At 71.8% G+C, this 25671-nt stretch carries 18 protein-coding genes; 7 read left to right on the top strand and 11 right to left on the bottom strand.

Features of this window, described 5'->3' with window-relative positions; translation table 11 throughout:
* Positions 1–35: 35 nt before the first annotated feature.
* A complete protein-coding gene (locus tag WME76_RS34710; protein WP_437956490.1) occupies positions 36–1898 on the bottom strand; it encodes a hypothetical protein in 1863 nt (620 codons plus the stop codon).
* A 211-nt stretch (positions 1899–2109) separates the two neighbouring features.
* A complete protein-coding gene (locus WME76_RS34705) occupies positions 2110–2622 on the bottom strand; it encodes a hypothetical protein (RefSeq protein WP_437956489.1) in 513 nt (170 codons plus the stop codon).
* A gap of 457 nt (positions 2623–3079) precedes the next feature.
* Between WME76_RS34705 and WME76_RS34700 the strand changes: the two genes are divergently transcribed.
* Positions 3080–4000, top strand: coding sequence for a transposase (locus WME76_RS34700; RefSeq protein WP_437956488.1), 921 nt, complete (start codon positions 3080–3082; stop codon positions 3998–4000).
* A gap of 231 nt (positions 4001–4231) precedes the next feature.
* Here WME76_RS34700 and WME76_RS34695 read toward each other — a convergent pair whose 3' ends face one another.
* From WME76_RS34695 to WME76_RS34685, 3 genes are all read right to left on the bottom strand, one after another.
* Entirely contained in the window at positions 4232–5389 is a 1158-nt protein-coding gene (locus tag WME76_RS34695) for a zinc-dependent alcohol dehydrogenase (RefSeq protein ID WP_437956487.1), read from the bottom strand.
* Positions 5390–5638: 249 nt separating this feature from the next.
* A complete protein-coding gene (locus WME76_RS34690; protein ID WP_437956486.1) occupies positions 5639–6544 on the bottom strand; it encodes a hypothetical protein in 906 nt (301 codons plus the stop codon).
* A gap of 501 nt (positions 6545–7045) precedes the next feature.
* Positions 7046–11062, bottom strand: a complete 4017-nt coding sequence (locus tag WME76_RS34685) for a protein kinase domain-containing protein (protein ID WP_437956485.1) — start codon at positions 11060–11062, stop codon at positions 7046–7048.
* A 269-nt stretch (positions 11063–11331) separates the two neighbouring features.
* Here WME76_RS34685 and WME76_RS34680 point away from each other — a divergent pair, with 269 nt between their 5' ends.
* Positions 11332–12717 carry a serine/threonine-protein kinase gene (locus WME76_RS34680; protein WP_437956484.1) on the top strand — a complete coding sequence of 462 codons (1386 nt, stop codon included), beginning with the start codon at positions 11332–11334 and terminating at the stop codon, positions 12715–12717.
* Between the two features lie 117 nt (positions 12718–12834).
* On the opposite strand, the gene WME76_RS34675 is transcribed toward WME76_RS34680, so the two are convergent.
* Positions 12835–13599, bottom strand: coding sequence for a hypothetical protein (locus WME76_RS34675; protein ID WP_437956483.1), 765 nt, complete (start codon positions 13597–13599; stop codon positions 12835–12837).
* A 371-nt stretch (positions 13600–13970) separates the two neighbouring features.
* On the opposite strand from WME76_RS34675, the gene WME76_RS34670 reads away from it, so the two are divergent.
* The 3 genes from WME76_RS34670 (at position 13971) to WME76_RS34660 (ending at position 16503) form a co-directional block, all read left to right on the top strand.
* Positions 13971–14384 carry a hypothetical protein gene (locus WME76_RS34670; protein WP_437956482.1) on the top strand — a complete coding sequence of 138 codons (414 nt, stop codon included), beginning with the start codon at positions 13971–13973 and terminating at the stop codon, positions 14382–14384.
* A gap of 355 nt (positions 14385–14739) precedes the next feature.
* A complete protein-coding gene (locus WME76_RS34665; protein ID WP_437962189.1) occupies positions 14740–15498 on the top strand; it encodes a DNA methyltransferase in 759 nt (252 codons plus the stop codon).
* 45 nt (positions 15499–15543) lie between these two features.
* A complete protein-coding gene (locus tag WME76_RS34660) occupies positions 15544–16503 on the top strand; it encodes a gluconeogenesis factor YvcK family protein (protein WP_437956481.1) in 960 nt (319 codons plus the stop codon).
* Between the two features lie 120 nt (positions 16504–16623).
* Here the strand turns inward: WME76_RS34660 and WME76_RS34655 are convergent, their stop codons facing one another.
* Entirely contained in the window at positions 16624–18510 is a 1887-nt protein-coding gene (locus WME76_RS34655; protein ID WP_437956480.1) for an APC family permease, read from the bottom strand.
* Positions 18511–19480: 970 nt separating this feature from the next.
* Between WME76_RS34655 and WME76_RS34650 the strand changes: the two genes are divergently transcribed.
* Together WME76_RS34650 and WME76_RS34645 are read left to right on the top strand one after the other, a co-directional pair.
* Positions 19481–19867 carry a hypothetical protein gene (locus tag WME76_RS34650; protein WP_437286472.1) on the top strand — a complete coding sequence of 129 codons (387 nt, stop codon included), beginning with the start codon at positions 19481–19483 and terminating at the stop codon, positions 19865–19867.
* A gap of 179 nt (positions 19868–20046) precedes the next feature.
* Complete coding sequence (locus tag WME76_RS34645; protein WP_437956479.1) at positions 20047–20673, top strand: hypothetical protein; 627 nt, start codon at positions 20047–20049, stop codon at positions 20671–20673.
* 15 nt (positions 20674–20688) lie between these two features.
* Here WME76_RS34645 and WME76_RS34640 read toward each other — a convergent pair whose 3' ends face one another.
* From WME76_RS34640 to WME76_RS34625, 4 genes are all read right to left on the bottom strand, one after another.
* Positions 20689–21915, bottom strand: a complete 1227-nt coding sequence (locus WME76_RS34640) for a multidrug effflux MFS transporter (RefSeq protein ID WP_437956478.1) — start codon at positions 21913–21915, stop codon at positions 20689–20691.
* A gap of 82 nt (positions 21916–21997) precedes the next feature.
* Positions 21998–23629: an N-acyl-D-amino-acid deacylase family protein gene (locus tag WME76_RS34635; protein WP_437956477.1), complete on the bottom strand. Its 1632-nt coding sequence runs from the start codon at positions 23627–23629 to the stop codon at positions 21998–22000.
* A gap of 69 nt (positions 23630–23698) precedes the next feature.
* Complete coding sequence (locus WME76_RS34630; RefSeq protein WP_437956476.1) at positions 23699–24721, bottom strand: hypothetical protein; 1023 nt, start codon at positions 24719–24721, stop codon at positions 23699–23701.
* Positions 24718–25623 carry a slipin family protein gene (locus tag WME76_RS34625; protein ID WP_437956475.1) on the bottom strand — a complete coding sequence of 302 codons (906 nt, stop codon included), beginning with the start codon at positions 25621–25623 and terminating at the stop codon, positions 24718–24720. Before WME76_RS34625 ends, WME76_RS34630 begins: the two co-directional genes overlap by 4 nt.
* Positions 25624–25671 lie beyond the last annotated feature (48 nt).

Here is a 25671-nt window from a genome sequence, read left to right as displayed (position 1 = left end):
TGGCACGCTCCGCCACGCGCTTCCCGTTCGTCGCCTCACCGTGGTTGAAAGTAGCGTCCTACCTGCTCGCGGTACTCCTCGGGGACATCGCTTCGTTCGACGCCGCCGATCTCCTGAGGACCCACGACGCCGAGCGCGCCCTCGCCCTGCACGTTGGCGGTGTCCCCGGCGCGCCCTGCCGTCCGACCCATCACGATCCCCGGCATCGGTCTTCCCGGGTTGAGCCTCGCGCTGGCGCGTGAGCGCAGCTCGCCCCCGGCGATCGCGCCGGTCTGCCCGTCGTGGCTGCCCGGCCCACCCCCCTCCGAGTGGCCTGGCTGCGCGGGCCCTTGGTTGCCGGAGCCGCCAGAAGGCGAGCCCTGCTGCTGCCCGCCCTGGCCGGGACCCCCGCTGCCGCGGCCCGAGGGGCTCGAACCGCCTGCGACCGGCATCGGAAGAGGCGTCCCCCCGAGCTGCCCCTCGGCCTCGTCCGCGCCGCGCTGCGCATCGTCGAGGGCGCGCTGGCGCTCCGATTCCTCGCTCCTCGGGCCTCCTTCCTGGGCCATCCGGCGCAGATGCTCCTCGAGCAGCCGCTGGCCCTCGGGCGTCGCGAGCTGCCGCGCGAGCTGGCGCATCTGCTCCTCCGACGTGGGCTCCCCCGGCGCGCCGCCAGGGGACCTCGCGATCTGCTGCTTCAAGCGGTCTGCGAGCTGCTTGCGCTCCTCGGGGCTCAGCTTCTCCAGCGCCTTCTCGAGGCTGTCTGCGAGCCGCCGCGCGTCCCTGTCGCTCCCGGTCCGGCCGAGGTCGCCGAGCGCCTCGCGCCCCTCGTCGTCGAGCGACTCGCCGAGCGCCTCGGCCAGCTCCCGCAGCTTGTCGGCCTGCTCCCCGCGCTGATCCAGCAGCTTGCGTTGCTCCTCGAGCGCCTTCGCCACGCCGGGGGCGCCGGCCCTCTTCGCGGCCTCGGCGGCCTCCTCGAGCGTCTTCCTGGCGCGCGCGCGGTCGTCTTTTTCGAGCCTGTTCGCGAGCCGCTCCATCTCCTCGTCGAACGCCACGAGGTCGCGGTCGCCGAGCGCCTTCGCGGCGCGCCTCAGCTCGGGATCCTCTCCGAGCTTGCCGAGCGCCGATTCCATTCCCTGGCGCTGCTCGCCCTCGCCGAGCGACAGGCGCTCGGCCGTGATCGCGTCGCGGAGCCTGCCGATGTCGGCCTGCGCCTCGCGGCGCTCGACGCCGCTCCGGAGCTTTTGCCGGAGCGCGTTCGCGTCCTCGGCGAGCTTCTTGAGCCGCTCGCGCTGCGCTGTGTCCCGGGCGTCGATCTCGGCGAGCTGGATCACCCGTTCCAGCCCGGCGATCTCGGCGAGGCGCACCTGCTCGGCCCCCGGAGGGGGCGCGGCTGCCGCTGGGGCAGGCGGCAGCGGGAGCCAGCTGAGGTAACCGATGACGGCCGCGGCGAGCGGCGCGCCGGCGTGCCAGGGGCGCCACAGGGGCGCGCGGACCTGCTGCGCGGTCGCCCCCTCGAGCGCGGCTGCGGCGTGGGCGAGCACGACCTCGTGGGGCGCCGAGGCGCTGCCCTGGGGCGCGCCAACCTGGGTGCGCTCGGCCGCCGTGAGCTCCACGGCCGTCGAGATCGACTCGGAGGAGCCGAGCTTGCCATCCAGGAACAACGCCACGTTCGGGTCAGACCACCGCCGCCGCCGCGCCGCTGCTGCGCCGGCCGCCGCGCCGAGCAGCCCGCCGGCCGCCATCCAGGGGCGCAGCGCGCCGTGCCGCGCCTGCCACGCCGCCGCTGCCCCTGCCGCGCCGAGCACCATTCCGGCGGCGGCGCCGGTGAGGATCAGCTCCAGCGCGAGGCGCCACCGGACGCGCCGAGACCAGCGAGCGAACGCGGCGCTGAACCTTCGCCGGGGGGACGTATCCGCCATGCTCTCGATGTGTACCCGTGGGCCGACGCGCCGGCCAGCGCCGCCTCGGGATCGATCCCCGCGCCGTCGTGGTGCCCAGGCCTGGCCCGGCGCCCGCAGTGAGCGCCTCGCGCCGTGGTGGGCAACCTGCCCGGGCGGGGCGGCGTCGCTCGAGGCGAGCGGCGCCGCCCTGCCAGGGGAGCTCACCTCGCGCACATCGCGAGCGAGCCACTCACTGGACGAAGCACCATTTCAAGTGAAATGACGCGAGCTCGAGACGCGCCGGGACAACGTCCTGGGCACTCTCGAGCAGATGCAATTCGCAGTCGGAGAAAGAGAAATCGCATTCGTGGGGCTCTTGCAGAGACGTCCGGAGCGTGGCCGGACAAGAGCCATAGAAAAGATCATCGTCGACGTACATTCGCATGTTCACGACAGCAGCGTCGCCGCCTTTGCGCTTGCTGCCGAGCAGGTGGAGATCGAGGTAGTAGAAGCCCCTCCTGCCCTTCGAGTAGTCGACCAGCTCCAGATTGGTTTCTCCATTGAGGAGAGAGCAGTCGACGTCCCAGCCGTCGTCGAATCTGGGCACAGGCTGCTTGCCGTCATCGCCCGTGTCAAGGACCAACTCCTCGCCGTCCACGGTCACGACCGCCTTGCCGTAGGCCTCGGGGATCTTCGGGCTGGTGGAGCACCCGAACGCTGAGAGCGAGAGCACAAGGCCTTGGGCGAGGAGGGTTCGGTACATGGAAGGTCTCCAGCAGCATGGCGGGCGAGAGCATCGCACGAGATCGACAACCATGAACGCGCGCAATGTGGTTGATCCATGTGCCGTGCCAGATGTCAACCGGAAACGGCGGGCCCACGGTGAGGGCCTTGTTGGGCCTGACCCAGGTTGCCTGAAGACCTGACCTACGTTGCGTACAAATCGGTCGCTCCCGTGGGGACGCCACCGCCCTTCGCGGTGTCACTCGACCGGGGGAGACTGCCGTCCTGCCGTCCCGGTGCGCCTGCCCTCCCCACAACCCTTCTCGGCAGCGGGCGGCGAGCGCACCGCCGAGACGCTGCTCGCTCTCCACCCGCTCTGCGGGGGGCTCCCTGGCGGAAGTGGCGGAAAGGGGTGGCGGCCGCCAGATCCTCTCAGCGCCAACCATGCGAAATGATTCGCGCGAGACCCCGGCACACCCTTGGCACTATGGGCGGCCATGAGCCAGCCTCGCCCTGTTTTCGCCGGTGCCACGTATCTCCTCACGCGACGCGCGCTGCGTCGCCATCTGCTCTTCCGACCTGACGCGGCGATTACTCGGTTGATCGTCTATGCGCTCGCGGTTTCGGCCAAGCGTTATGGCATTCGCGTGCACGCGTTATGCGCCATGTCCACGCACCTGCACATCGTCGTCACGGACGTAGAAGGAGTGCTCCCGCGTTTTCTGCAGTTTTTTCACCGCCTCGTGGCGCTGGGAACCAAGGCGATCCGAGCGTGGGAGGGCCCGGTATGGGGTCACGAAGCGACGAGCGCGGTCCGGCTTATAACACGAGCGGCCGTCGTGGAGAAGATCTCCTATACCCTGGCGAATCCGGTGGGGGCGGGACTCGTGCGACGTGCGCGGGAGTGGCCGGGGGCGAAGGTCCTCGTCGGCGAGCTCGGTCGCGGCGTGCTGCGGGCGAAGCGACCCGACGTCTACTTCGACCCGAGCAACCCAGCATGGCCCGAGGACGCTGCCATCGCGCTCACGCTTCCGCCTGCCGTAGCGGAGGATGACGCGGACGTCTTCCGCCGCGAGGTGGGTGCAGAGCTCGCGCGGCAGGAAGCGGAGGCACGCGCCGCGATGCACCGCAACGGGCATCGATTCGTCGGACCCGACCGTGTATGCATGATCTCGCCTGAAGACCGCGCTACGTCCTTCGAGCCGTCACGTGGCTTCAATCCCACGTTCGCGGTGGGAAGAGGACATGCCGACGTACGAAGAATCGCGTCTGCTGCTGTACGTGCGTTTCGCACGGCGTATCGCGAAGCGCTCGAGCGATGGCGCGCCGGTCTGCGTGGCGTGGTATTCCCGGCAGAGACGTGGTGGATGCGCGTATTCCACGGCGCGACCGTGAGCGACGCCGTGCTTGTGCTGTAAATCGGTCGAGCTGGCACGCCGCGAGGCGAGCGAATGCCGATCTGAACACTGGAGCGCGATTCGAGTGCGAGTGAGCGTCGCGGCGCGCTGCGTTCGTGTGCACGGTTGTGACCTGAGAATGGCGTGCAGCCGCCTCGGTTGCGCGTCATGCAGTGGCCTGGCTGCGTGTACACGATGTGCCGGAGAATGAGCGTCGACCTCCGGCTCCTCGCGCGTCTCTGTCGTGATCGATCAGGGCTTGAGCACGACCTTCACGCAACCTTCGCTCTTCGCATTGAAGATGTCGTACCCCCGGGCTGCCTCCGCGAGCGGCAGCCGATGCGTTACGATGTCGTCGGCGCGGAGCTTGCCCTCCTTGATCCACCCGAGGAGCTTGTCCACGTGCTTGTGGACAGGAGCCTGGCCGAAGCGCACGGTCACGCCTTTGTCAAAGAGCTGCCCGAGTGGAAAGTTGTCATATGGCATGCCGTACACGCCGACAACGCTGACGATCCCGCCCCGGCGGACCGCGCTCACGGCCAGCTTGAACGCGACAAATGAGCCGATCTGACCGTGAACGATGTTGGAGATCTTCTCGAGCGGCGTCCGGTGTGCCTCCATCCCCACAGCATCGATGCAGATGTCCGCGCCGCGACCGTTCGTCGCCGCCCGGATGAACTCGAGCGCGACGCCCGATTCCACGTTGACCGTCTCGGCCGAGGCGACCTCGCGCGCCTTCTCCAGCCTGTACTCCTCCCGATCGACGCCGATCACGCGCGCGGCGCCGCGGAGCCAGGCGCACTTCATCGCCATGATGCCCACCGGACCGCAGCCGATGACGGCCACCGTCTCTCCGCCCTGCATTCCAGCCCAGTCCACGGCCGTGTAGCCGGTAGGGAGGATATCGGTCAGGAACAGGACCTGCTCGTCCGTCACGTCGGCGTCGATCTTGCGCGGCCCCACGTCCGCGAACGGTACACGAACATACTCCGCCTGACCGCCAGCGTAGCCGCCATAGAGGTCGGTATAGCCGAAGAGCCCGCCCCCCTTCGAGCTGATGACGTTCCCCTCCGGGCCGTAGTGTCCCGGGTTGGAACGCTCGCAGTGTCCCGGCAGGTCCCGCTCGCAGAAGAAGCAGCTCCCGCACGCGATGGCGAAGGGCACGATCACGCGGTCGCCCGAGCGGAGCTTCCTCACGTCGCTCCCCACCTCCTCCACGACGCCCATGAACTCGTGCCCGAGCACGAGCGGCTTCTCCTGCGGAAAGACCCCATTGTAAATATGCAGGTCCGAACCGCAGATGGCCGTGCTCGTCACCCGCACGATCGCATCGGTCCCCCGCACGAGGACCGGGTTGTCGACGGTGTCCACGCTGACACGCTTCGGGCTGTGAAATACCAGAGCCTTCATTCGCCCTCCTGACCTACACCGTGGGACCGGGCGAGATGTCTGCAACCGGTATGCCCCTATGCGGCGTCGGCCCACGTACTCGCTCGCAGTGCGCCGAGCCGCAGGGCCTGCAAAGCCATAACCGGGGCGAATGCCTGGATGACGGGGGACCCTCGTGCTCGTGACGGGGCCGTGGATTCAGGAGAGGCTGGCGCGCGAGATGCGCCACCCCGCCGAGCAGGGCTGCCCGCCGCAGCGGGGCGGGCACGTTCACGGGAACAGCGGCGTGCAGAGCGGATAGAAGGCGGAGAAATCAGGCCGCTGCAGAAAGACCGTGACGACCTCGTCGTAGCGGGTCATCCCGGACTTGCCCGCCATGACGGTCGTCGGGGCCTGGCAGCCCCCGTAACCCTCGAGGGAGACATCCTTGCACACGCTGGTCTTCAAGTTCGTCAGGTCGCGACACGGGCCGAGGAAGCTGAGGCTGCAGTCGGCCTTCGACGCGCACGTCCGCTCCGGTGCGAAGGCGCTCTCGTCGTCGGCGCACGAAAGCTGGAGCAAGGAGCCGCCGCACGAGTACATCCGCGAGCCGATATCGCCAAGCTCGTCGCGCTTGCCGAGCGGCTGGAACACGTTGCCGAAGAAGGAGATCTCTTCCTGCTGATAGGCGCGCCGCTCCGCGCTGTCCGTGGCCAGCGCTGGATTCCTTCCGCGCAATGAGATGGCCACCTCGACGCCGTATCCGTTCACGTGCGCGAGCAGGCATGCGGTCACCCAGCGCTGGGACTTCTCGGGGAGCGGGCCGCGCAACCAGTCGGGCGCGAGGCCGATGCGTCCGTCGAATCGATACGTCGTCGAGTCCACCGTGCCGACCAGCGACTGCCCCTCGGGAAGCGCGCAGCCGATGGTGTAGCGAAGGAGCTCACGACCATCCTCGTCCAGCAGCAGGTCTGTCGTGGCCAGCTTCCTGCCATCCGCCGAGAGGCGGTTCATCGAGAGGCCGTTCATCGAGAGGCGGTTCATCGAGAGGCGGTTCATCGAGAGGCGGTTCGCCGAGACAATCGCCTCCTCCGAGGTGCCCACGGCCTCCTCGGAGCTCGGATCGGCGCTGGAAGCACAGCCGAAGAAGACCAGGCAGGGAATCGCAAGGACGGTTCGTCGCGCGCTGAAGTTCATGGGGTCGCCTCTCTTTTCGAGTGCCGAGGGGTTTTCCGCGATTCCTGCAATCGTCGGGCCACGCCTGACGACGCCCGCCTCTTCCCATCCGACCGAGGTTGAACGCCGCCGGCCCAGAGCGGCCGGTCCGCCGCCAGGCTCAGCGCAGGCTCAGCGCACCCAGGTTGAGGCTCAGCGCACCCAGGTTGCGCCCGCTGGGCACCCAGGTTGCGCCCGCTGGACCGAGGCTGATCCGGATGCACCCAGGTTGAGCTCGGCAACCTCGGCAAGGCTGAGCTCGGCACGGCGCTGCAGCGGCGTCGCTTCCGCCCTACTCCCCAGCACTGAGGCGAAATGCCTCAGCCTGAACGACGCCCGATCCACCCCCCGCCCCATTGCGCTATTTCCCCGCGCATTCTCACCCTCGATCACTCAATCGGTACTTTTACGCCGCGACACGCTCCCGCCACGCTGAGGCGATTTGCACCGGTCCTCCAGACGCTCACCCGCGCGCAGCTTTCGTCACTCGCTCTGCGTCAGCGCGCCGTCCTGCGCATCGCCGTCCGCCGGCCCAGGCAACCGCGGCAGCAGCGCCGCGACCGCCTCGAAGCGCGGCTGCCACATGCGGCACGCGACCAGCACGGGCCTGGCCTTGCCGAGCGCCGCCGACGCCTCCTGGTGGCGCCCGGCCGAGGCGGCCGTGCGCGCGTGGAAGTAGAGCACCTCGAGCAGCTCCTCCACCGGCAAGGTGCGCTCCGCGAAGTCCGTGAGCGCGTCCCAGCCGTCCTCCAGGTCCTCCCCCGCCACGCCCCAGCGCCCCTCCGCCGCGAGCACCAGCTTCAGCATGCGGAACAGCGCATACAGCGCCGGCGCCGACGCGTCGGGGCTGCACCGGTCGGCGACCCAGGCGACGAGGCGCGCCGCCTCCCCGAGCTCGCCGCGCGCCGCCTGGATGCGCGCGATGAGCAGCGCGTCGTCCGGGGCCGCGCGCTCCCCGAAGCGCTCGTCGAGCACGCGCGAGCGGCGCGCCAGCGCCAGCGCCTCGTCCTCGCGCCCGCACCAGTGCAGCAGCTCGGCGAGGTTGTGCGTCGCCACGTGCTCCGGCCCAGGGTTGCCGATCTCGCGCGCGAGCTCCACGGCGCGGCTCAGGTCCTGGAGCCCGCGCTCCGGCGCGCTCAGGGCGGCCCACAGGTACGCGCGGTTCGCGTACGCCGAGCAGAGGTGCAGCCGGTCCTTCATCTCCTTGGACAGCGCGATCACCTCGCAGAAGCGCGCCTCCGCGTCGCCGAGCCGGCCCGCGATCACAAGCGCCATCGCCAGCAGCAAGAGCGCGATGACCCGCGTCTCCTGGTCGCCCTCCGCCGCGGCCCCGGCCGAGGCGCGGTCCAGGAGCTCGATCGCCTCCGCCACCCGCTGCTGCCGCCAGCACGAGCGCCCGAGCGCCATGTGCAGGCGGTTCTCCAGCGTCCGATCGCCGAGGCGCTCGACGATCGCCTGGGCCTCCGACGCGCGCGCCGCCGACGTCGCGTAGTCGGTCGCGTGATCGAGCGCCGTCGCCTCCTCGAACAGGAGCTCCGCGGTGAGCCGCCCGTCGCCGAGCTCCCGCGCGAGCTCCCGCGCCAGCGCGAGATCCGCGAGCGCCTCGGGGATCCGGTGCAGGCAGTAGCGCGCCTTGCCGCGGCCGGCGAGCGCGTGCGCGCGCCGTCGCGGGTCGCCCTCCTCGAGCAGCGCGAGCGCGGCCGTGTAGCGCTGGTCGGCCTCGACGTTGTCGTGGCTCGCCGTCGCCCGATCGCCGAGCGCCAGGTGCGCCGCGGCCGCCGGCGCGCGCTCGCCGCACGCCGCCGCGTGCCGCGCCAGGTGCGCGAGCCCCCGCCGGTCCGGCGCGCGGGGATCCACGCGCGCCTGCCACCACGCGAACGCGTGCGCGTGGATCGCCTGGCGCTGCGCGGGCGCGAGCCCGTCGTAGACCGCATCCCGGAACGTCGCGCTCTCGAACGCGTGGATGCCGCGCTCGCCGCGCACGAGCAGGCCCAGCCCGCGCAGCGCGCCCAGGCCGACCCCGGCGTCCATCGGCGTGCTCGCCCCGCCCGCCTGATCGATCGCGTCCTGGATCTCCTCCACCTCCTCGCGCGTGAAGTCGGGCCCGAGCGCGGAGCAGAGCCGCACGCAGGCCGAGAGCTCGGGCGAGAGCGCGTCGAGCCGGCGCGCGGCGAGCCACTGCCACACCGGCAGCGGCGGGAGCTGATCGAGCGCGGCGGTCGCCACGTAGTAGGCCCCGGTCGGGCGCTGCTGGACCACGCCCGCGCGCTTCAGCGCGCGGACGAGCTCCGTCAGGCTGGAGGGGTTGTGCCCGGACCAGCGCGCGAGCTGCCGGAGCGCGGCCTCGGGCGGGTACTCCGCGGGCAAGAGGAGCGCGGCGGCGAGCCGCATCGCGTCCTGCTCCGAGAGCCGCCCGAGCGCCGCGCGATCGTGCCGCTCGGCGCGCGCGCCCCAGCTCCGGCGCATGTCCTCGAACCTCGGGTGCGCCGCCACGACCACCCAGAGAGGGCAGCCCGGCGCGTCGAGCGTCGCGAACTCGAGCGCGTCGAGCGCCGCGTCGTCGGCCCAGTGCGCGTCGTCGAGGAGGACCGCCACCGGCGCCTCGCGCGCGCGGCGCCGGAGCCCCTCGGCGATCGCGCGCATCGTGCTCTGCCGCAGCGACCACGGGGACGCGCCGGTCTGCTCCGGCGGCATCCACCCGAGCGCCGCGGCCACCGCCCTCCACGCCTCCTCGGCGAGCTCCTCGCCGAGCCGCTCCGCGCAGAACGCCCGCGGATCCGCGGGCGGCGCGCCCACGTCCGCCTCGAGCACGCGGGCGAGGAGCTCGCTCGACGCGCGCACGCCCGCGAGCGGCTGCGCCGCGCGCAGCGCGATGATCTGCGCCCGCTCCTGCATGCGCAGGACGAGCAGCGCCGCCTCGTCCGTGAGGCGCGATTTGCCGAGCCCCGCCTCGCCGATCAGCGTGAACAGGCCAGGGCTCGCGCCGGACATGCTCGCCTCCATGCTCACCGCCAGCGCGCCGATGATCTCGTCGCGGCCGATGAGCGGCGCGGCGCTCGTCGGGGTCGGCGGGTGCTGCGACCGCGGGGCGAGCCGGTAGAACCCCGCGCCCGTCGCGTGCGAGAGCGCCGGGTCGCGCGAGGCGCCGCGGAGCTCGCCCTCGGGCAGCGCGCGCACGAGATCCGCGGTGAGCACGACGCCGCCCCAGCCGCCGAGGGGCATCCAGGCGTCCGGCTGCTCGACCGGCGCGCCGTAGACCGCCGGCGGCCCCTGCTCCTTGCGGCGCACGATCAGCCCGGCGATGTGCACGGCCGCGCGCCCCGCGTGCCGCTCCTCGATCTCGCGGGCGACCGCGATCGCGGCGCTCACCGGATCGTCCGCGTCGACGCCCGAGAACACGCACACGAGCCGGCCCCCGCGCTGCCGCGCCACGAAGCCCTTGCGCGCCGCGACGGCGCCCATCACGACGGCGGACGCGCTCTTCGCCTCCGCCACCAGCACGACCGCGGGCTGCCGCCCCTCGGTGAGCAGCGCGCCGCGCGCGGGCGGCGCGTTCGGCGCGGGCTGCGCGTCGGCCGGGCAAGCCCGCGCGAGCGCGCCCCGCAGCGCGACGACGTCGCGCGGGCGGCGCTCGGGCTCCTTCGCGAGGCAGGAGAGGACGAGCCTCTCGAGCTCCTCGGGCACCGCCGCGAACTCGTGGGGGCGAGGGGGGCGCAGCGTGAGGTGCCCGTGCTCGATCTCGCCCCGGTCGCCGGCGAACGGGAGCCGCAGCGTCAGCAGCTCGTAGAGGATCACGCCGAACGCGTAGATGTCCGTGCGCTCGTCCTGGACCGGATCGCCGCGGATCTGCTCCGGGGCCATGTACTCCGGGGTGCCGACGATCGTCCCGCGGGCCGTGAGGCCGTCCTCACCGCGCGCTTCCTGCGCGCGCGCGTGCTTCGTCAGGCCGAAGTCGAGGAGCGCGAGGCGCTGTCCGCCCTCGGCGACGAGGAGGTTCTCCGGCTTCAGGTCGCGGTGGATCACGCTCTTCGCGTGCGCCGCCTCGAGCGCCTCGAGGATGGCCGCGGCCGTGGCCACGACGTCGGCGGCGGCCGGCGGGGCCTCGAGGTCCGCGAGCACCTCGGCGAGCGTCCTGCCGCGGACGAGCTCCATCGCGATGAACGGCCGCCCGTCGGCGAGCGTCCCGTGCTCGTGCATCCGGGGCACGTGCGGCGGCCCCACCTGCTCGAGCGCCTCGGCGTCCCGCCGGAACCGCTCCGCCATGGTCGGGCTCGCCCACCGCCCCACCTTGAGCGCCACCGGCTCGCTGCCGCCCGCCCGCGCCGCCTCCCACACCGTCGCGAAGCCGCCGGCGCCGAGGACCTTCAGCGGCGTCAGGCCGGGCAGCGACGGCGCGGGATCCTGCGCCGGGTCGGGGGTGCGGCTCGGCGGGAGCCAGGCGTCGCGCGGGCAGGGCTTCGCGCCGGCAACGCGGCGATGGCAGAGCGGACAGCGGGGCAAGCTGCCTCCTTGGGCAAGAGCTTACCCCGTCCGACGCGCTGGACGAGCACCTCATCCACCCGGAGCGCCTCGATGGAACGGGGTGTGCTTATTCCACGAGGGTGTGGCAAGAGACCGTTCGTTCGTTGGTCCTGACGCAGGGCGGTGCGCCTCCGCAAGCCTCGTCGGACAGGAGCGCCGGGCTCAGCAGGGAGTGTGACGACACCGCCGGTGGGCCGTTGTTCTGCGTCGAGACCTGTGGAGCGCCCGCCTCGTCGGGGCGCCCTCAGATGCTCCCCCCCGGCAGCCGGGTAGGCGACTATCTCGTCGAGCAGAGCATCGCTCACGGCAGCTTCGGCGTCGTTTACCGGGCAGCGCACGCGGAGAGCGGCCAGCGCGCGGCGGTCAAGGTGCTCCACCCGGAGCTCGTGTTCACCCGCGAGGCGGTCATGCGCTTCGAGCGCGAGATCCAGGCGATCCGGCGGATCGATCATCCCAACGTGATCCGGATCCTCGATTGCGGCGAGATCGACGGGGGCCGGCCGTTCTTCGCGATGGAGCTCCTCAGCGGGGTCGATCTCCAGTCGTACATCGTCTCTCGCGGGAGGCTCTCCCCGGAGGACGCGCTCGAGATCCTCGAGCCCGTCTGTGAGGCGCTGTCGGCGGTCCACAAGAGCGCGATCGTTCACCGCGATCTCAAGGCATCGAACGTCTTCATCGCCGAGGACGGCGGGGCGCCTCGCGTGGTCCTGCTCGATTTTGGCGTGGCCAAGGTGCTCGACGACGCGGGGCCGGGCATCACGACGCCGACCCACCTGCTCGGCACGCCCGCGTGCATGGCGCCGGAGCAGATCCGGGGGCAGCTGGCGGACGCGAGGACGGACGTGTACGCGCTCGGCGCGCTCGCCTATTACATGCTGACAGGCAAGCTCCCGTTCCTCGACTCCACGCTCGCGACGCTCCTGCACATGCACCTCTGGGTGCACCCGCCGAGCCCGAGCCGCGAGGCGCCCGTGGGCCCCGAGCTCGACGCGGTGGTGCTCCGCGCGATGGCGAAGGATCCCGCCATGCGGTACCGGACAGCGGCGGAGTTCATCGAGGGGCTCCGCGACGCCGTGGCCGCGGGGCGGAAGAGCGTCCTGCCGCTACCCGGGAGCCCGGAGGAGCGGCGCGTCGGCGCGATCCACGTCGAGGTGTTCGCCGACCGCGGCGCGATGGAGGACCCGGACGACGCGCTGCTCGCCGACATGGATGACGTCCTGCCGCTCGCGTCGCGTTTCCTGTCGGCGAGGGGCTTTCATGCGGCGCTGGAGACGGGCAACACCCTGCTGTGCTTCCGGGAGCTCGACGCCCCGGAGCTCCCGGACCGGGCGTCGCGGCGGGAGATCGTCGAGGCCGCGTTGCTGCTGGAGCGCGAGCTCTGCGACCGCAAGGGGCGCGACGCGAGGGTGCACGTCAACCTCTGTCTGCACGCGGGCCAGGCGCTGATGCGCTCGTCGGAGGTCGTCGGCGGAGAGCTCATGGACGTCACGGCGTGGGCGCCGGAGGGCAAGCTGCCCGGCGTCACCGCGACGCACGCGATGCTCGATGGCCTGGAGCTCGAGGCGGATCTGCTGGAGTGCACGCCGGCGCTCCGCCGCGTGGCGCGCCGCGCGGACGCGTCGCGCTCGCGTTGAGGCGGCGCCGGGGCGCGATCGATGGAATCGCCAGGACGCCCGGGGCGATGAGCCAGGAGAGGCAGTTGGCGCTCCTCGCGCCCTGGCGGTCTCCTCGACGCGGGGCAGCGCTCGCCGCTACTCCGGCAAGGGGAGCGCGATATAGGGCTCGGTGACCCTGCCGATCACGATGTCGCGCACCTGCTTCGCGTAGTACGTCGAGCCCGATTGAGCGCTCCAGGAATATCCCACGATCGAGCCGTTGATATTCGCGTAGAGGCGCATGACGCCCCTGCCGACGCCAGGGTGCCAGGCGCCGTCGGCCTTTCGCCGGGTGTCCGTGAACCCGTGGCCCGTGGTGCTCGAGTCGAGGACGACGAGATCGTGCTGGATCGTCCCGGCGATGAGCGGATAGGTCGCCGGGCGCGGCACCGCGGCGCCCGCCGCGATGGCGACGTGCCCGGTGGCCGAGCTCCCCGCCGGATACTCGATCGCGATGATATCGCCCGCGTCGATCTGGCCCACCGTCTGGATCTGCTCGAAGCCGACCTCCTCGATGATCCTGTCGTGGTACACGATGGCGTTGGGGCTCATGCTGCCGAACCACGTGTTGATCTGGTACGAGGAGAGCTCATAGGCCTGCCTGAGGACGTGCGTCACGAAGGACGCGCAGAGGCTGCGGCTCCGGTACTCCGTGGCTCCTCCGATGCCTGCCCAGCTCACGTACGTCGTGCCGCCTCCGTATTCGTTGTCCTCTGGTGCGATGTTGTCCACGAGCGTGTCGGCCCAGTAGAAATGGCTGGGCTCCTCGTACGACTGGCCCTGCGCCGGGCGCGGCGCGAGCAGGGCGAGCCCCGCCACGACGACGGCCGGGAGCGCGTGAACAACGGATCGTGAGCTCATGCGCTTCATTGCATTCATGTTGTCCTCCCGTGTGGAGTCGATGGTTCCGCGAGGGATGGTCACACCGTCAGCCGATGGCTCCGCGTGCGTCGCGGCGGAGCTCCGGCGAAGCGAAGTCGCGCACCAAGCTGCCGAACATACGCCGGTCGTACGAGCTCTACAATCGCCCTCTGACAGCGATACTCGATTTTTGCACGGCTCTATTCGAACATGATTCCCTCCATTTCCTCAGCCTGTCTCCTCCGGGCGACATGCGATCACGCCGTCATAGAGCCGCACGCCCGCGCCCACCGCGGGCGCATGGCCCGGCGGCGAGCGAGGTGAGCTCGGGCGGCGCGGCGGTGGGCGGGGCGGTGTGGTACGGTCGCCGGATGTCGGAAGAACGCGGTCGGCAAAAGCTCCAGGCGCTCGCGAAGACACTTCAGGAGAAGATCGCCCCCTCGGGGGAGGCGCTCCTGAACCGCCAGGGCTTGAAGATGGTCGAGCGGCTGGCCCGCGATCTCACCGGCGAGAACGCGATGCCCGGCCTCCGCGTGTGGCGCGACAGCGCCGGCAAGTTCCGTCTGCAGCGCCCGCCCCGCAACGCCGAGATCGCGGTCGAGTGGCAGCGCGATATCGGCGCGATGGTGATGACGGCAGAGAAGCACGGCCAGCCCCGCACGACCGTGCGCTACGTGTACGACCAGGCGGCAGACCACTTCCGGCGGATGGAGGGAGAGGGCGAGCTCTATGACGACCTCACAGAGACCCTCGTCGAGCACCTCTACCCGGAGGGCAGGGGGTGAGGCTCGCGCGCGCCTGCCGCGCCGACCGGCGCCGGCTCGCCGGGGCGGAGCTCCGCCGTTTTGTTGACAGATCCGCGCAATTCGATTGGATGGCCGCGTGCCCCCCACGAAGCGCGCATCGACCGACCTCCACCCCGTCCTGACGCTCGGCGACTCGCTGGATCACTATGCCGCCTGGCCGAGGCCCACGGTCATCGTCTCCGACGGCGCCTACGGCGTCTCCGGGTTTCCCGGCGATCCGCCGACGCACGAGGGGCTCGCCGCGTGGTACGCGCCCCACGTCGCCGCCTGGTCGGAGCGCGCCTTGCCGTCGGCCACCCTCTGGTTCTGGGGGACGGAGATCGGCTGGGCGACGGTGCACCCGCTGCTGGAACAGCACGGCTGGGACTACCGGAGCTGCCATGTCTGGGACAAGGGCATCGCCCACGTGGCGGGCAACGCGAACACGCGGACCCTGCGCAAGTTCCCGGTGGTGAGCGAGGTGTGCGTGCAGTACGTGCGCAAGGTCCTCCTGGAGTCCGGCGGCGCGCGGCTGCCCCTCAAGGCCTGGTTGCGGCGCGAGTGGGAGCGCTCGGGCCTCCCGCTGCGCCACACGAACGAGGCGTGCGGCGTGAAGAACGCCGCCACGAGGAAGTACTTCACGCAGTGCCACCTCTGGTATTACCCGCCGGCCTCGGCGTTCGAGGGGCTCGTCGCGTTCGCGAACGCGCACGGCCGCCCCGAGGGGCGACCCTACTTCTCGATCGACGGCGAGCGGCCGCTGACCGGCCATGAATGGGCGAGCCTGCGGGCGAAGTTCCATTGCGATGTCGGGGTGACCAACGTGTGGCACGAGCCCGCGGTCCGTGGGCCGGAGCGCTTCAAGGAAGACACCCGCTCGGTCCATGGCAACCAGAAGCCGCTCAAGCTGCTCGATCGCATCATCCGCGCGTCCTCCGATCCGGGCGACGTCGTCTGGGAGCCGTTCGGCGGGCTGTGCTCGGTCGCGGTGGCCGCCTTCGGCGCGGGGAGGCGCTGCTACAGCGCCGAGATCGCGCCCGGCTACCACGCGGTCGCGTCGAGCCGCCTCGCGAAGTGCGCGCCGCGCCCGCCTGCCGAGATCTCGGCCGCGTGACGGCCGGTGTCGGCGCCGCTGCTCCGCATGGTAGCCTGCTCCACCATGGCGACGCCGAAGATCGTGACCGTGGGAGGGGGGACGGGCCATTACACCCTCCTCACGGGCCTGCGCGACCTGAGCGCCCGGATCACGGCGATCGTGACCATGATGGACTCGGGCGGGAGCTCCGGCAGGCTCCGGGACGAGTACGGGCTGCTGCCCCCCGGTGACTTCACGCGTTGCCTCGTCGCCCTGTCCGAGCACCCGGACGCGCTGAAGGAGCTGCTCAGCCACCGCTTCCGCTCGGGGAGCCTCGGGGGGCACACGCTGCGCAACCTGATCTTCACCGCGGTGCAGGAGCTCACCGGCTCGATCCCGCTCACCGTCGAGCGGCTGCACGAGATCTTCTCGGTCAAGAACCGAGTCCTCCCGGTCACGATGGACCAGGTCGATCTCGTGATGCACCTCGAGAACGACCGGACCATCCGCGGGGAGGCGTCGATTGACAACCTCTCCGACATGCTCGATGCGCCCGTGCTCTCGGTCTATCTGGATCCGGAGGCGGCGGCGTATCCAGCGGCGCTCGAGGCGATCGCGGACGCCGATCTCATCATCGTGGGGCCGGGCGATCTCTACACGAGCCTCGTGCCGAACCTCCTCGTGAAAGGGGTGCGCGAGGCGATCGCGGCGAGCCGCGCGCGCGCGCTGTACGTGTGCAACCTGATGACGAAGGCCAACGAGACGCCCGGCTACACGGTCGAGGATTTCGTGGGGACCATCGCGATGTACCTCGGCGAGGCCCGCCTCGACGCGGTGCTGTTCAACGACGTCTGGCCCTCCGCGAGCCTCCGGGAGTACGCGTCGACCGGCTCCGAGCCGGTCGTGACCTCGCCGGACAGGCCGCTGCGGTCCGACCTCCTTGTCCCGGCCGATCTGCTGTCGGGCGGGAAGCTGATCCGCCACGATCCGCACAAGCTCTCGGCGGCGATCGTGTCGCTCGCCCGGGAAAGGTCGTGGTGGTGAGGCCCTGAGGGGGCGGGCGCTCGTGAACGAGCCCCGCATCCTCTTCCTCGACGAGCCCACCTCCGGCCTCGACCGCGGGCGCCCCGACGCCGGGGGAGCTCTCGTTACCCTGCTCGATGCTCAGGCCGCCTTCGGCGAATCGTCCAGATAGAAGGGGGTATTGACGATCACGACGCCTTTCCCGCCCCGGAACAGCAGGAGCCATTTGAGGATCGACGCCGTGTGGTTGTGGAGCAGGTAATGGTACCAGCGTGACTCGACCACCTCCGGCACGACGACCGCCACCTGCCGGTCGGGGTGAGCGTGCGCGATGGTGGTGACGAACCGGAGCAGCGGCCTGAAGAGCCGTCGGTAGCGGGATCGGACCACCACCAGCCGCGGCGCCGCGACTCCCTTCTTGGCGGCAGGCTCCTCCACGAGGTCGCGCCATTCGCCGCTCAGGTCCTCGATGCGAGGATCGTCGAGGAGCACCTGGAGCGCGTAGACCTCGGGCGAGAGCTGGAGCGCGAAGCGGAGACCCTTCTGCGAGACGAGGTCCCAGCGCCGGATCGGGACCACCACGATCGGCGGCGGAGGCGGGGTGAGGTCGATCGGCTCGTGGACGCGGACCGCCTGGTCGAGCTGCTCGTAGTGCCTCCGCACGCCGCGGAAGACGAGGAAGGCCGCGATCACGAGCAGGGCCGAGACCCACGCCCCCTCGGTGAACTTCGAGACGATGATGACGACGAGCGTGATGGCCGTGGCCGTGGCGCCCGTGGCGTTGACGGCGAGGTGGAGGCGGAAGTGCTTGCCGCGGACCCGGTACCAGTGCGCGATCATCCCCGACTGCGACATCGTGAAGGCGAGGAAGGCCCCCACCGCGAAGAGCGGGATGAGGGCGTCGGTGATCCCCTGGAAGACGACGAGCAGGATCGCCGAGAGCCCGGCGAGCACGCCGATGCCGTACGAGAAGGCGAGGCGCCGGCCGCGGTGAATGAAGGGCTCCGGCAGGAAGCGATCGATCGCGAGGATCTGACAGAGGCGGGGGAAGTCGGCGAAGCTCGTGTTCGCGGAGAGCATCAGCACCGCGACGATGGCGGTCAGGGTCACGTAGTAGAACGGGCCGCGCCCGACGACCGCGCCCACCACCTGCGAGAGGATGCTCTGGTAGCCGGCTTTGCCCGGCTCGGTGGCGGTGACCCCGTAGGCCTTCGCGAGGATCGCGATCCCGGCGAGCAGGATACCGAGGGAGGCGACGATGTACGAGAGCGTCCGGCGCGCCTGCACGCTGCTCGGCTTGCGGAAGGCGGGGACGCCGTTGCTCACCGCCTCCACGCCGGTCATCGCGGTGCACCCGCTCGCGAACGCGTGGCACAGCAGCCCGAGGCTCGCGATGCCCAGCGAGTGCGGGAGCGAGGGCGGCGGGACCACGGGCGCCGGGTGACCTCCTTGCAAGATCGTCTTCCCGATGCCGATCGCGATCACCGCGAACAGGCAGCCGAGGAACGCGTACGTCGGCGCCATGAACACGAGTCCCGCGGTGCGGAGCCCTCGAAGGTTGGCCGCGGTGAGCAGGATGAGGACGCCGAGGCAGAGGCCCAGCGTATGGGGCAGGAGCGAGGGTACCGCGGAGACGAGCGCGCCCACGCCCGCGGAGACCGCGACCGCCACGTTGAGCACATAATCAAGGAGCAGCGCCGCCGCCGCGACGAGGCCCGCGTTGGTGCCGAGGTTCTCCTTCGCGACGATGTACGAGCCGCCGCCGTTCGGGTACGCCTCGATCGTCTGGCGGTACGACACGTAGACGATCACGAGCAGCGTGATGACGAGGGCGCTGAGCGGCACGATGTAGCGGAGGCCGAGCGCGCCGAGCGGGAGAAGAACCGTCAGCGCGGCCTCGGGCCCGTACGACGCGGAGGCGAGCGCATCGAGGCCGAGGACCGGGATTCCGGAGAACGGTCCTATTTGTTCCTTCTCCTCCTCGTCCGAAGCCAGCCGCCGACCGAACAGGATCGTCGTGAGGGACATGCGCCCCGCCGTTCAGCAATGCGTGTGCCGTGGCGAGCTCCCCTGCATGCATGGGACGGAGGCACGGCATGCACACCGCGCCGGCATCGCGCGAGGAAATTTGTTCGACGTTGAAGCAATGTGGCTCGAGCAGCGCGCTACCGCAGGCGAGCGGACGGCACCGACCGAAAGCGAGGCAACCCCGACGACAGCTTCTCCTGCGCTCCGAGAGAGAGAGCGATGCGCGCGGTCCGGGGGAGTTCACGCGCGCGGCGCGTGCACGAGAGCGATCCACGCGCAGGACCGACACGCGCGGTCGCGCTCGCAGTGTCACGAGTCCACCGACGCGGGAGAGATTCGCTTGCAACCGTCGTCCACCTCGCGGCCTGTTCCTCTCGCCTCCTCGCCTCCTCGCCTCCTCGCCTCCTCGCCTCCTCGCCTCCTCGCCTCCTCGCCGCCATCGCGGCCTGTCTCTCCGGCGCCGGCCGACCGCCACGTCCATCTCACGGACTCCGGTCTCCTCACTCTCACGGACTCCGGTCTCCTCACTCTCACGGACCCGGGCTCCAGCTCTCACGGACCCCGGTCTCCACCTCTCACCGACCCCGGCGCCCCAGGAGCGGGCAAATGTATTTTTGATCACGTATCTGGCGCGCGTCCCCGGGCACGGCCGCGCCGCCTCAGGCTCTGCATTGTCCGCCCCTGCGCCCGCGGTGACGTCCCCTCCGTCGCCTGTCCGTCGTGCTCGTCGAGCGCAGCAAGGGCGGGTCGGGCGCCTTGAGGCGGGATCATTTGCCACGTATAACCAAGTTGCCCCAGCGCCAATGGCGCGGCCGGGCACGCGGTCGCCCTGCTGTCGGACGAGTAGCGCGGGATGAGGCCGCTACCGGGCGCCAGCCGCTGCGATCTTCCAGATTGGTATGTGCTTCGCATGAGGCCGGGAGCTATCGCCATCTCAGAGGCCGATCACTTCAGGACGAGGTAGAGCGCTATGACCACCATCGGTAACGACCAGTACACTTCGGGCGAGTACAGGAACGGGATCTACGAGGGCGGCTCGCAGCCGTCCGGCTCGCAGGAGTCCGGCTCGCAGCAGGCGCAGGGCGGTGACGGCGGGATGAGCCTCGACTCGCTGCTCAAGTTCGCCAAGGACATCCAGGGCAAGGTCAAGGACGTCCCGTACATCGTCCCGATCGCGATCGGCGGAGCGGCGTTTGCGATCGGCGTGCTCGCGAGCTCGAGGATCCTGCGCCAGCTCACCCTCCTCGCCGGCGGCTACGTGGTCAAGTACGCGATCCAGAACGCGCCCAAGGATCAGATCATCGACTTCGCGAAGAAGGTCGTGACCGATTCGTTCCGGGCGTCGTCGAGGGCCTGAGCACGCGGGGAACGGCGCGCACGCAGGGTCGATTGCCGGGAGTCGAGGGGCTTCCGGCGGGGCAGACTGACCCGGCCATGCCCTGACCCGGCCTCCGCCGCGCCGACGGCGCACGCGTCTCCGTCCTCTGGTACAGAGACGGGGGCGCGCGCCGCCAGCGCACGGGTCAGGAGGGCGCCATGATCATCGGGGAGAGCATCGAAGTCCGCTGGTTCCTGCCCGCCGACGACGCGCGGGCGCAGCGGCTCACGTCGTGGTTCGCGCGCGCGTCCTCAGAGCCGCCGCGGACCGACCGCTACCTGCGCCTCCAGCGCGTCGACCTCGGGGTCAAGGAGCGCGGCGCCAGCGGGGCGACCAGCCTGGAGACCAAGTTCCGGGTGTGCGCCTTCGGCCCCATCCACTTCTCTCCCACCATCCTCGGCGAGCTGGAGCGGTGGACGAAGGTCTCGCACGGGTCCACGGACGCCGACGACGGCGGGCGCGGGTGGACGCTCCTCAGAAAAGAGCGCCGGGTAAGGGTGTTCGAGCTGGCCGGCGGCCGCGTCGCCGAGGTGACGCACGGGACGCGCGCCAGGGCCGGGTGTGCCGTGGAGCTGACCCGCGTCGAGGTCGTGGACGGCAACGGGCGCGCGGCGCCGGCCGCGTGGACGCTGGGGCTCGAGGCGTTCGGTCCGCCCGAGACCCTCCTCGAGGCGCTCTACGGCGCGGGCCGGGCGGTGTTCGCGGAGCAGCCCGATCTCCGGCTGGAGGCCTCCACCTCGAAGGGATATCCGGCGTGGCTCGCCGAGCGGTCGGCGGCGATGTGAGGTGCGCGCTGCAGGTCACCCGGCCGCCCCGGCAGAGAGCGGCGCGGGGGTGAGCCGCCGGGCCGCCGCGCCCGCCGCCCACGAGGCCGCTGCGCAGGCCACCATGACGGCCGCCATCGGCCGCATGGTGCCGTCGTTCAGGAGGCCGACCAGCGACGACGCGCCGGCCGCGATCGCGAACTGGGTGGACCCGAGCGCCGCCGAGGCGAGCCCCGCCCGCGCGCCCTGGCCCTCCATCGCCAGCGCCGTCGCGTTGGAGCCGACGAACCCGAGGCTCGCGATGAACGCGAACAGCGACGCGATCACGGCCGCGAGCCCTCCCCAGCCGCTGACCGCGACAGCGAGGAGCGCCGCGCCCACCGCGGTCGTCGCGGCCGTCGCCCGCGCGAGCAGCCACGCCGGCGACCGGCGCCCGAGCAGCCGGTGGTTCACCTGGGCGCCGACGATGAGGCCGAACGCGTTCGCGCCGAAGATCCAGCCGTAGTGCTGCGGAGAGACGTGGAACAGCTCGATGAGCACGAACGGCGAGCCCGAGATGTACGCGAACATGCCCGCCTGACCGAAGGCGCCGGCGAGCGTGTACGCGACGAAGCCGTGATCCCGCGCGACCTCGCGCAGGTGCGCGCCGATCACCCGGAGATCGAGGCGCGGCGTGCGCGCGACCGCCGTCTCGGGGAGCGCGACGGCCATGAGCGCCAGGCAGCCGAGGCCGAGCGCGGCGAGCAGCGCGAAGATGACCCGCCAGCCCGCGACGAGGAGCATCCAGCCGCCGAGGGTCGGCGCCAGGATGGGCGCGGCCCCCATGACCAGCATGAGCAGCGACAGCAGCCGCGCGGCCGCGGCCCCGCCGTAGAGATCGCGGACCACGGCGCGCGTCACGACCTGCCCCGCGGCGCCGCCCACCGCCTGCAGGAAGCGGAGCGCGATGAGCGACTGCACGTCCGGCGCGAGCGCGCACCCGATCGACGCGACCACGTAGAGCGCGAGGCCGACGTACAGCGGGCGCTTGCGGCCGAACCTGTCGGTCAGCGGGCCGTAGGCGAGCTGCCCCAGACCGAGCCCCGCGAAGTAGACCGCGAGCGTGAGCTGCACCGCGGACGCGGTGGTGCCGAGCTCCCGCTGCAGCGTCGGCAGGCTCGGCAGGTACATGTCGATCGAGAGCGGGCCCAGCGCCGTGAGCGCGCCGAGGATGAGGGCGAGGAAACCGGGGCTCTTGCGCGTGGCGGGCGGGCTCAACGTCATGATCGGAGCGGGTGATCTGGGGCCGGCAGCGTCCCTCGGCCAGTGACGCTTCGTCGAGCGCGCCGTCGAGCGCGCCGGCGCCTCACGACCTGCGCAGGAGGCGCCCCTGCCGCGTCCTGCTCGTCAGCGCCCCGTCCTGCGCCACCACCTCGCCCGTGATCAGGACGGCGCGGATCCCCGAAGGCGGCGCGTCGGCGCGCCCGGGCGTGGTGTTGTCGGCGACCGTGGCCGGATCGAACACGACGAGATCCGCCCAGCGTCCAGGCACGATGCGCCCGACGTCGCGGAGCCCGATCCGCTCGGCGGGGAGCGACGTCATCCGGCGCACGGCCTCCTCGAGCCGGAACAGGCCGAGATCGCGGCTGTAATGCCCGAGCACCCGCGGGAACGCGCCGAACGACGCGGGGTTGTGCCGGCCGCGCCGGGTGAGGATCGCGTCCGTCTCGAAGGCGCACAGCGGGTGAGAGAGCACGGCCCGGAGCGGCTCGTCCTGCGCATCGACGCCGGAGTACGTGTTCAGGAGGACCCGCGCCTTGCCGTCGCTCACGCGGGCGACGCGCACGTACGCGTCGAACGCGCTGCTCCGGAGGCGCCCCGCGATCTCCCTGAAATCGAGCCCCTCGAGCGCCTCGAGCTCCGGCGCGCCGCCCCAGAGGAGCCTGATGTCCGCGTAATCGAGCCCGAGGAGCAGCCGGAATATCGCGAACTCCCGCCGGAGCCGGCGCAGGACGGCCGGGTCGGCGATGCGGGCGCGGAAGTCGTCCAGCACCCAGTCGGGGAAGAGCGCGTTCACGGTGGTGTTGCCGACCGTGTAAGGGAATGCGTCGAACGCGGCGTCGACCCCTCGGTCGACAGCCCGCTCGATCGTGCGGAGCACCCAGGGGGCCGTCGGCCATGTCCGCCGGCCGATGAAGATCTGGTGCGAGAGCTGGATCTTGGCGCGGGTCTCCTCGGCGAGGCCGAGCAGCTCGCGGACGGAGCGGAGGTTGTGCGGCGGGCCGAGGAGCAGCGGCCTGTAAAAGGGCGAGACCCACGTGTACGCCCGGCCGTGAACCGTGAAGACGCCGCCCTCGTCGGCCACCGTCCGGAGCAGGGTCGAGAGCTCGTCCCTGCGCGCGAAGACCCCCGGCGTATAGGCCAGGCCGGCCGAGAGCCCGAACGCCCCTTCGCGGAGGGACGCGCGCGCGAGCGCGCAGAGCGCGTCCATCTGCCCCGGGCTCGGCGCGGCGGCGCTGTTGCCCATGACCGCCTGGCGAAGCGTGCCGTGGCCGACCAGGAGCGCCGCGTTCACGAGCAGGCCGCGCCCCTCGAGCGCGCTCAGGAATTCACCCATCGAGCGCCACGGATAGGCGAGATCTCCGTCCTTCAAGATCTCCGCGGCGTGCTCCACCAGCGGGATCGACGCGTCGGTGACCGGGGCAGGGGAGTGGCCGCAGTTGCCTGCCACGACGGTCGTGATGCCCTGCGCGACCATCGGCGCGAGGATGTCCTCGTGGTCCGGCAAGGGGAGGAGCCAGTCGATGTGCGAATGAACATCGATGAAGCCGGGCGAGACGGCGAGCCCGCCGGCGTCGAGCGTCCGACCTCCCCTGAGCGCGCCTGGCCCTGCAATGGCCGCGACCTTGCCATTCTGGATTCCCAGGTCCGCCACGTAACGGGGTTGACCGCTGCCGTCGATGACCGTCCCGCGGGCAATGACGAGATCGAATTCCATCTGGCCCCTGCTGACGAAAGGATCGAACCGCCTCGGATGGCCCCCGCGCGCGCGGCGGGCGCGGCCCTGTCATGCGAGGTCGTCCCCGCCGCAGAGCAGCGCGGCGATCTCGCCGGCCCGCTCCGGCGTCGCCAGGTCCTCGGCGGCGAGCGTGATCGCGCGGATCTCCTCCGCCCGCCAGCCGCGCTGGTCACGCCCGCGCCCCGGGCCGGCCTCGATCCGGACGCGCAGGAGCTCCCCGGACGCGACGACGGCGAGCTCCACGCCACCGCCGCCCGGGCCCCCGTCCTCGCGGGAGACGGGCACCACCACGGCGCCGCGCGCCTCGAGCGCCCGCGCGAGCCGCGTCTCCGGCGCCCCGGCCGCGCCGAGCGAGCCCGGCGCCGCGCCCGGTGTCCCCGGCGCCCCGCCGCGCGGGCCCCGCGCCCCGCCGTTCGGGTAGAGCGCCGTCGCGAGCTCCACCGACGCGACCGCCTCGGCGGCGCGCGTGCCGGCGCTGCGCACCGCGCGCCGCAGCCGCTCGGCGCGCTCGCCGTCGCGGTCGAGCGCGGCGAGATCCGCCGGATCGAGCCGCACCACGCAGCGGACCAGCGCGACCCCGCCGCTGCTCGGCACCTGCGCTGCCTCGAGCCGGCCGCGGCGGAGCATCGCCGCGCCGCGCGCGTCGCCCGAGGCCTCGAGCAGCGCCGCCGCGCCGCCGAGGACCGCGTCGGGGTGCGGCCGCTCCGGCGCGGCCGGGAGCGCCGCCTCCCGGTACACCTGGTTCCACCCGCGCCCCGCGCCCGGCAGGCGCAGCAGCACCGCCAGATCGGCGAGCTCCGTGTCCGGCGTGCGCACCGCGCTCGCGAACGCCTCCCGCACCGCCGCGAGGCGGGCCGCGTCCGCCGTGAGCGCCGCGAACGCGGGGGCGTCGACGGCGAGCGAGAGGCGCGACGCGCTCACCTCGCGCGCCCCCAGGGTCCACCGCTCCGGCGGCCCCGCCAGCGCGAGCTCGGCGCCGCCGACCAGGGACGACAGCCCGCGCTCGCCGCGCGCCTCGAGCAGCGCCGCGACCGCCGCCTTCAGCGCGGTCAGCGCCGGGACCGGGATCACGCCCCGCCCATGCGCCCGCGCCGCGCGGTCCGCTGCTCCTCGAGCGCGGCGTCCGCCTCGAGCGCCGCCTCGGCCTCGCGCTGCGCCTCGGCGTCGATCGCGCGGTGCCCCTCCTGGACGCGCACGGGCTTCGCCTCGACGGTGGCGGCCGCCTCCGCCATCGCCGCCGCCGTGTGCCGCACGTCGTCGTAGGGCTTCGCGAGGTCGAAGATCACCTTGGTGTTGCCCTGGCTCAGGTTCGCCAGCGCCTCGAAGCGCCGGAGCTCCATCGCCCCGGGCGAGCGCGCGAGGATGCTGGCCGCCTCGGCGAAGTTCTTCGCGCTCTCCACGTCGGCCTCGCTCTTGATGACCACGTAGCGCCGGTCGCGCTCGGCGATCGCCCCCTTCGCGAGCACCTCCTGCATCTGCGGCGGCAGCGCGATGTCCTGGAGGCCGATCATCTCCACGTGCAGGCCCCACGCCGCCGCCACCGCCTCGACCTGCGCGCGCACCTTGGCGGCGACCTCCTCGCGGTGCGACAGGAGCTCGTCGAGCCGCGTCTCGCCCACCACGTCGCGCAGCACCACCTTCGCGCGATCCTTCATCGCCGTCTCGTAGTTCTCGACGGCCAGCGTGGCCTTCTCCGGATCGACGACGCGGTAGTAGACGACCGCGTCGACCATCGTGGTCACGTTGTCGCGCGTGATCACCATCTGCTGCAGCAGATCGCGGTTCTTCATCCGCGTGTCGATGCGGCGGAGCTCCTGGATCCCCGGCAGGTACAGCGTCACGCCGGGGGACACGCGGCCGGTCAGCTTGCCGAAGGTGAAGCGCAGCGCGGCCTCCCACTGGTTGATCTGCCGCAGCCCCGACAGGAGGTAGGCGACCGCGAACACGGCGAGGAGGACGAGGACCAGGGACATGGCTGCGACTCTAGCAGAGCGCTCCCCGCCGGCCGCGTGGCCGCGCGC

The organism is Sorangium sp. So ce119 (assembly GCF_051524405.1).
Classification (GTDB): Bacteria; Myxococcota_A; Polyangia; order Polyangiales; family Polyangiaceae; genus Sorangium; species Sorangium cellulosum_G.
The sequence above is the reverse complement of the archived record's forward strand: the minus strand, read 5'-3'. Positions and strand labels throughout refer to the sequence as shown.

Bases quoted from the DNA above. Each gene is read 5' to 3' on its own strand.
- WME76_RS34710 (WP_437956490.1), bottom strand. From the start codon at position 1,898: ATGGCGGATACGTCCCCCCGGCGAAGGTTCAGCGCCGCGTTCGCTCGC.
- WME76_RS34705 (WP_437956489.1), bottom strand. From the start codon at position 2,622: ATGTACCGAACCCTCCTCGCCCAAGGCCTTGTGCTCTCGCTCTCAGCG.
- WME76_RS34700 (WP_437956488.1), top strand. From the start codon at position 3,080: ATGAGCCAGCCTCGCCCTGTTTTCGCCGGTGCCACGTATCTCCTCACG.
- WME76_RS34695 (WP_437956487.1), bottom strand. From the start codon at position 5,389: ATGAAGGCTCTGGTATTTCACAGCCCGAAGCGTGTCAGCGTGGACACC.
- WME76_RS34690 (WP_437956486.1), bottom strand. From the start codon at position 6,544: ATGAACTTCAGCGCGCGACGAACCGTCCTTGCGATTCCCTGCCTGGTC.
- WME76_RS34680 (WP_437956484.1), top strand. From the start codon at position 11,332: ATGCTCCCCCCCGGCAGCCGGGTAGGCGACTATCTCGTCGAGCAGAGC.
- WME76_RS34675 (WP_437956483.1), bottom strand. From the start codon at position 13,599: ATGAGCTCACGATCCGTTGTTCACGCGCTCCCGGCCGTCGTCGTGGCG.
- WME76_RS34670 (WP_437956482.1), top strand. From the start codon at position 13,971: ATGTCGGAAGAACGCGGTCGGCAAAAGCTCCAGGCGCTCGCGAAGACA.
- WME76_RS34660 (WP_437956481.1), top strand. From the start codon at position 15,544: ATGGCGACGCCGAAGATCGTGACCGTGGGAGGGGGGACGGGCCATTAC.
- WME76_RS34655 (WP_437956480.1), bottom strand. From the start codon at position 18,510: ATGTCCCTCACGACGATCCTGTTCGGTCGGCGGCTGGCTTCGGACGAG.
- WME76_RS34650 (WP_437286472.1), top strand. From the start codon at position 19,481: ATGACCACCATCGGTAACGACCAGTACACTTCGGGCGAGTACAGGAAC.
- WME76_RS34645 (WP_437956479.1), top strand. From the start codon at position 20,047: ATGATCATCGGGGAGAGCATCGAAGTCCGCTGGTTCCTGCCCGCCGAC.
- WME76_RS34640 (WP_437956478.1), bottom strand. From the start codon at position 21,915: ATGACGTTGAGCCCGCCCGCCACGCGCAAGAGCCCCGGTTTCCTCGCC.
- WME76_RS34635 (WP_437956477.1), bottom strand. From the start codon at position 23,629: ATGGAATTCGATCTCGTCATTGCCCGCGGGACGGTCATCGACGGCAGC.
- WME76_RS34625 (WP_437956475.1), bottom strand. From the start codon at position 25,623: ATGTCCCTGGTCCTCGTCCTCCTCGCCGTGTTCGCGGTCGCCTACCTC.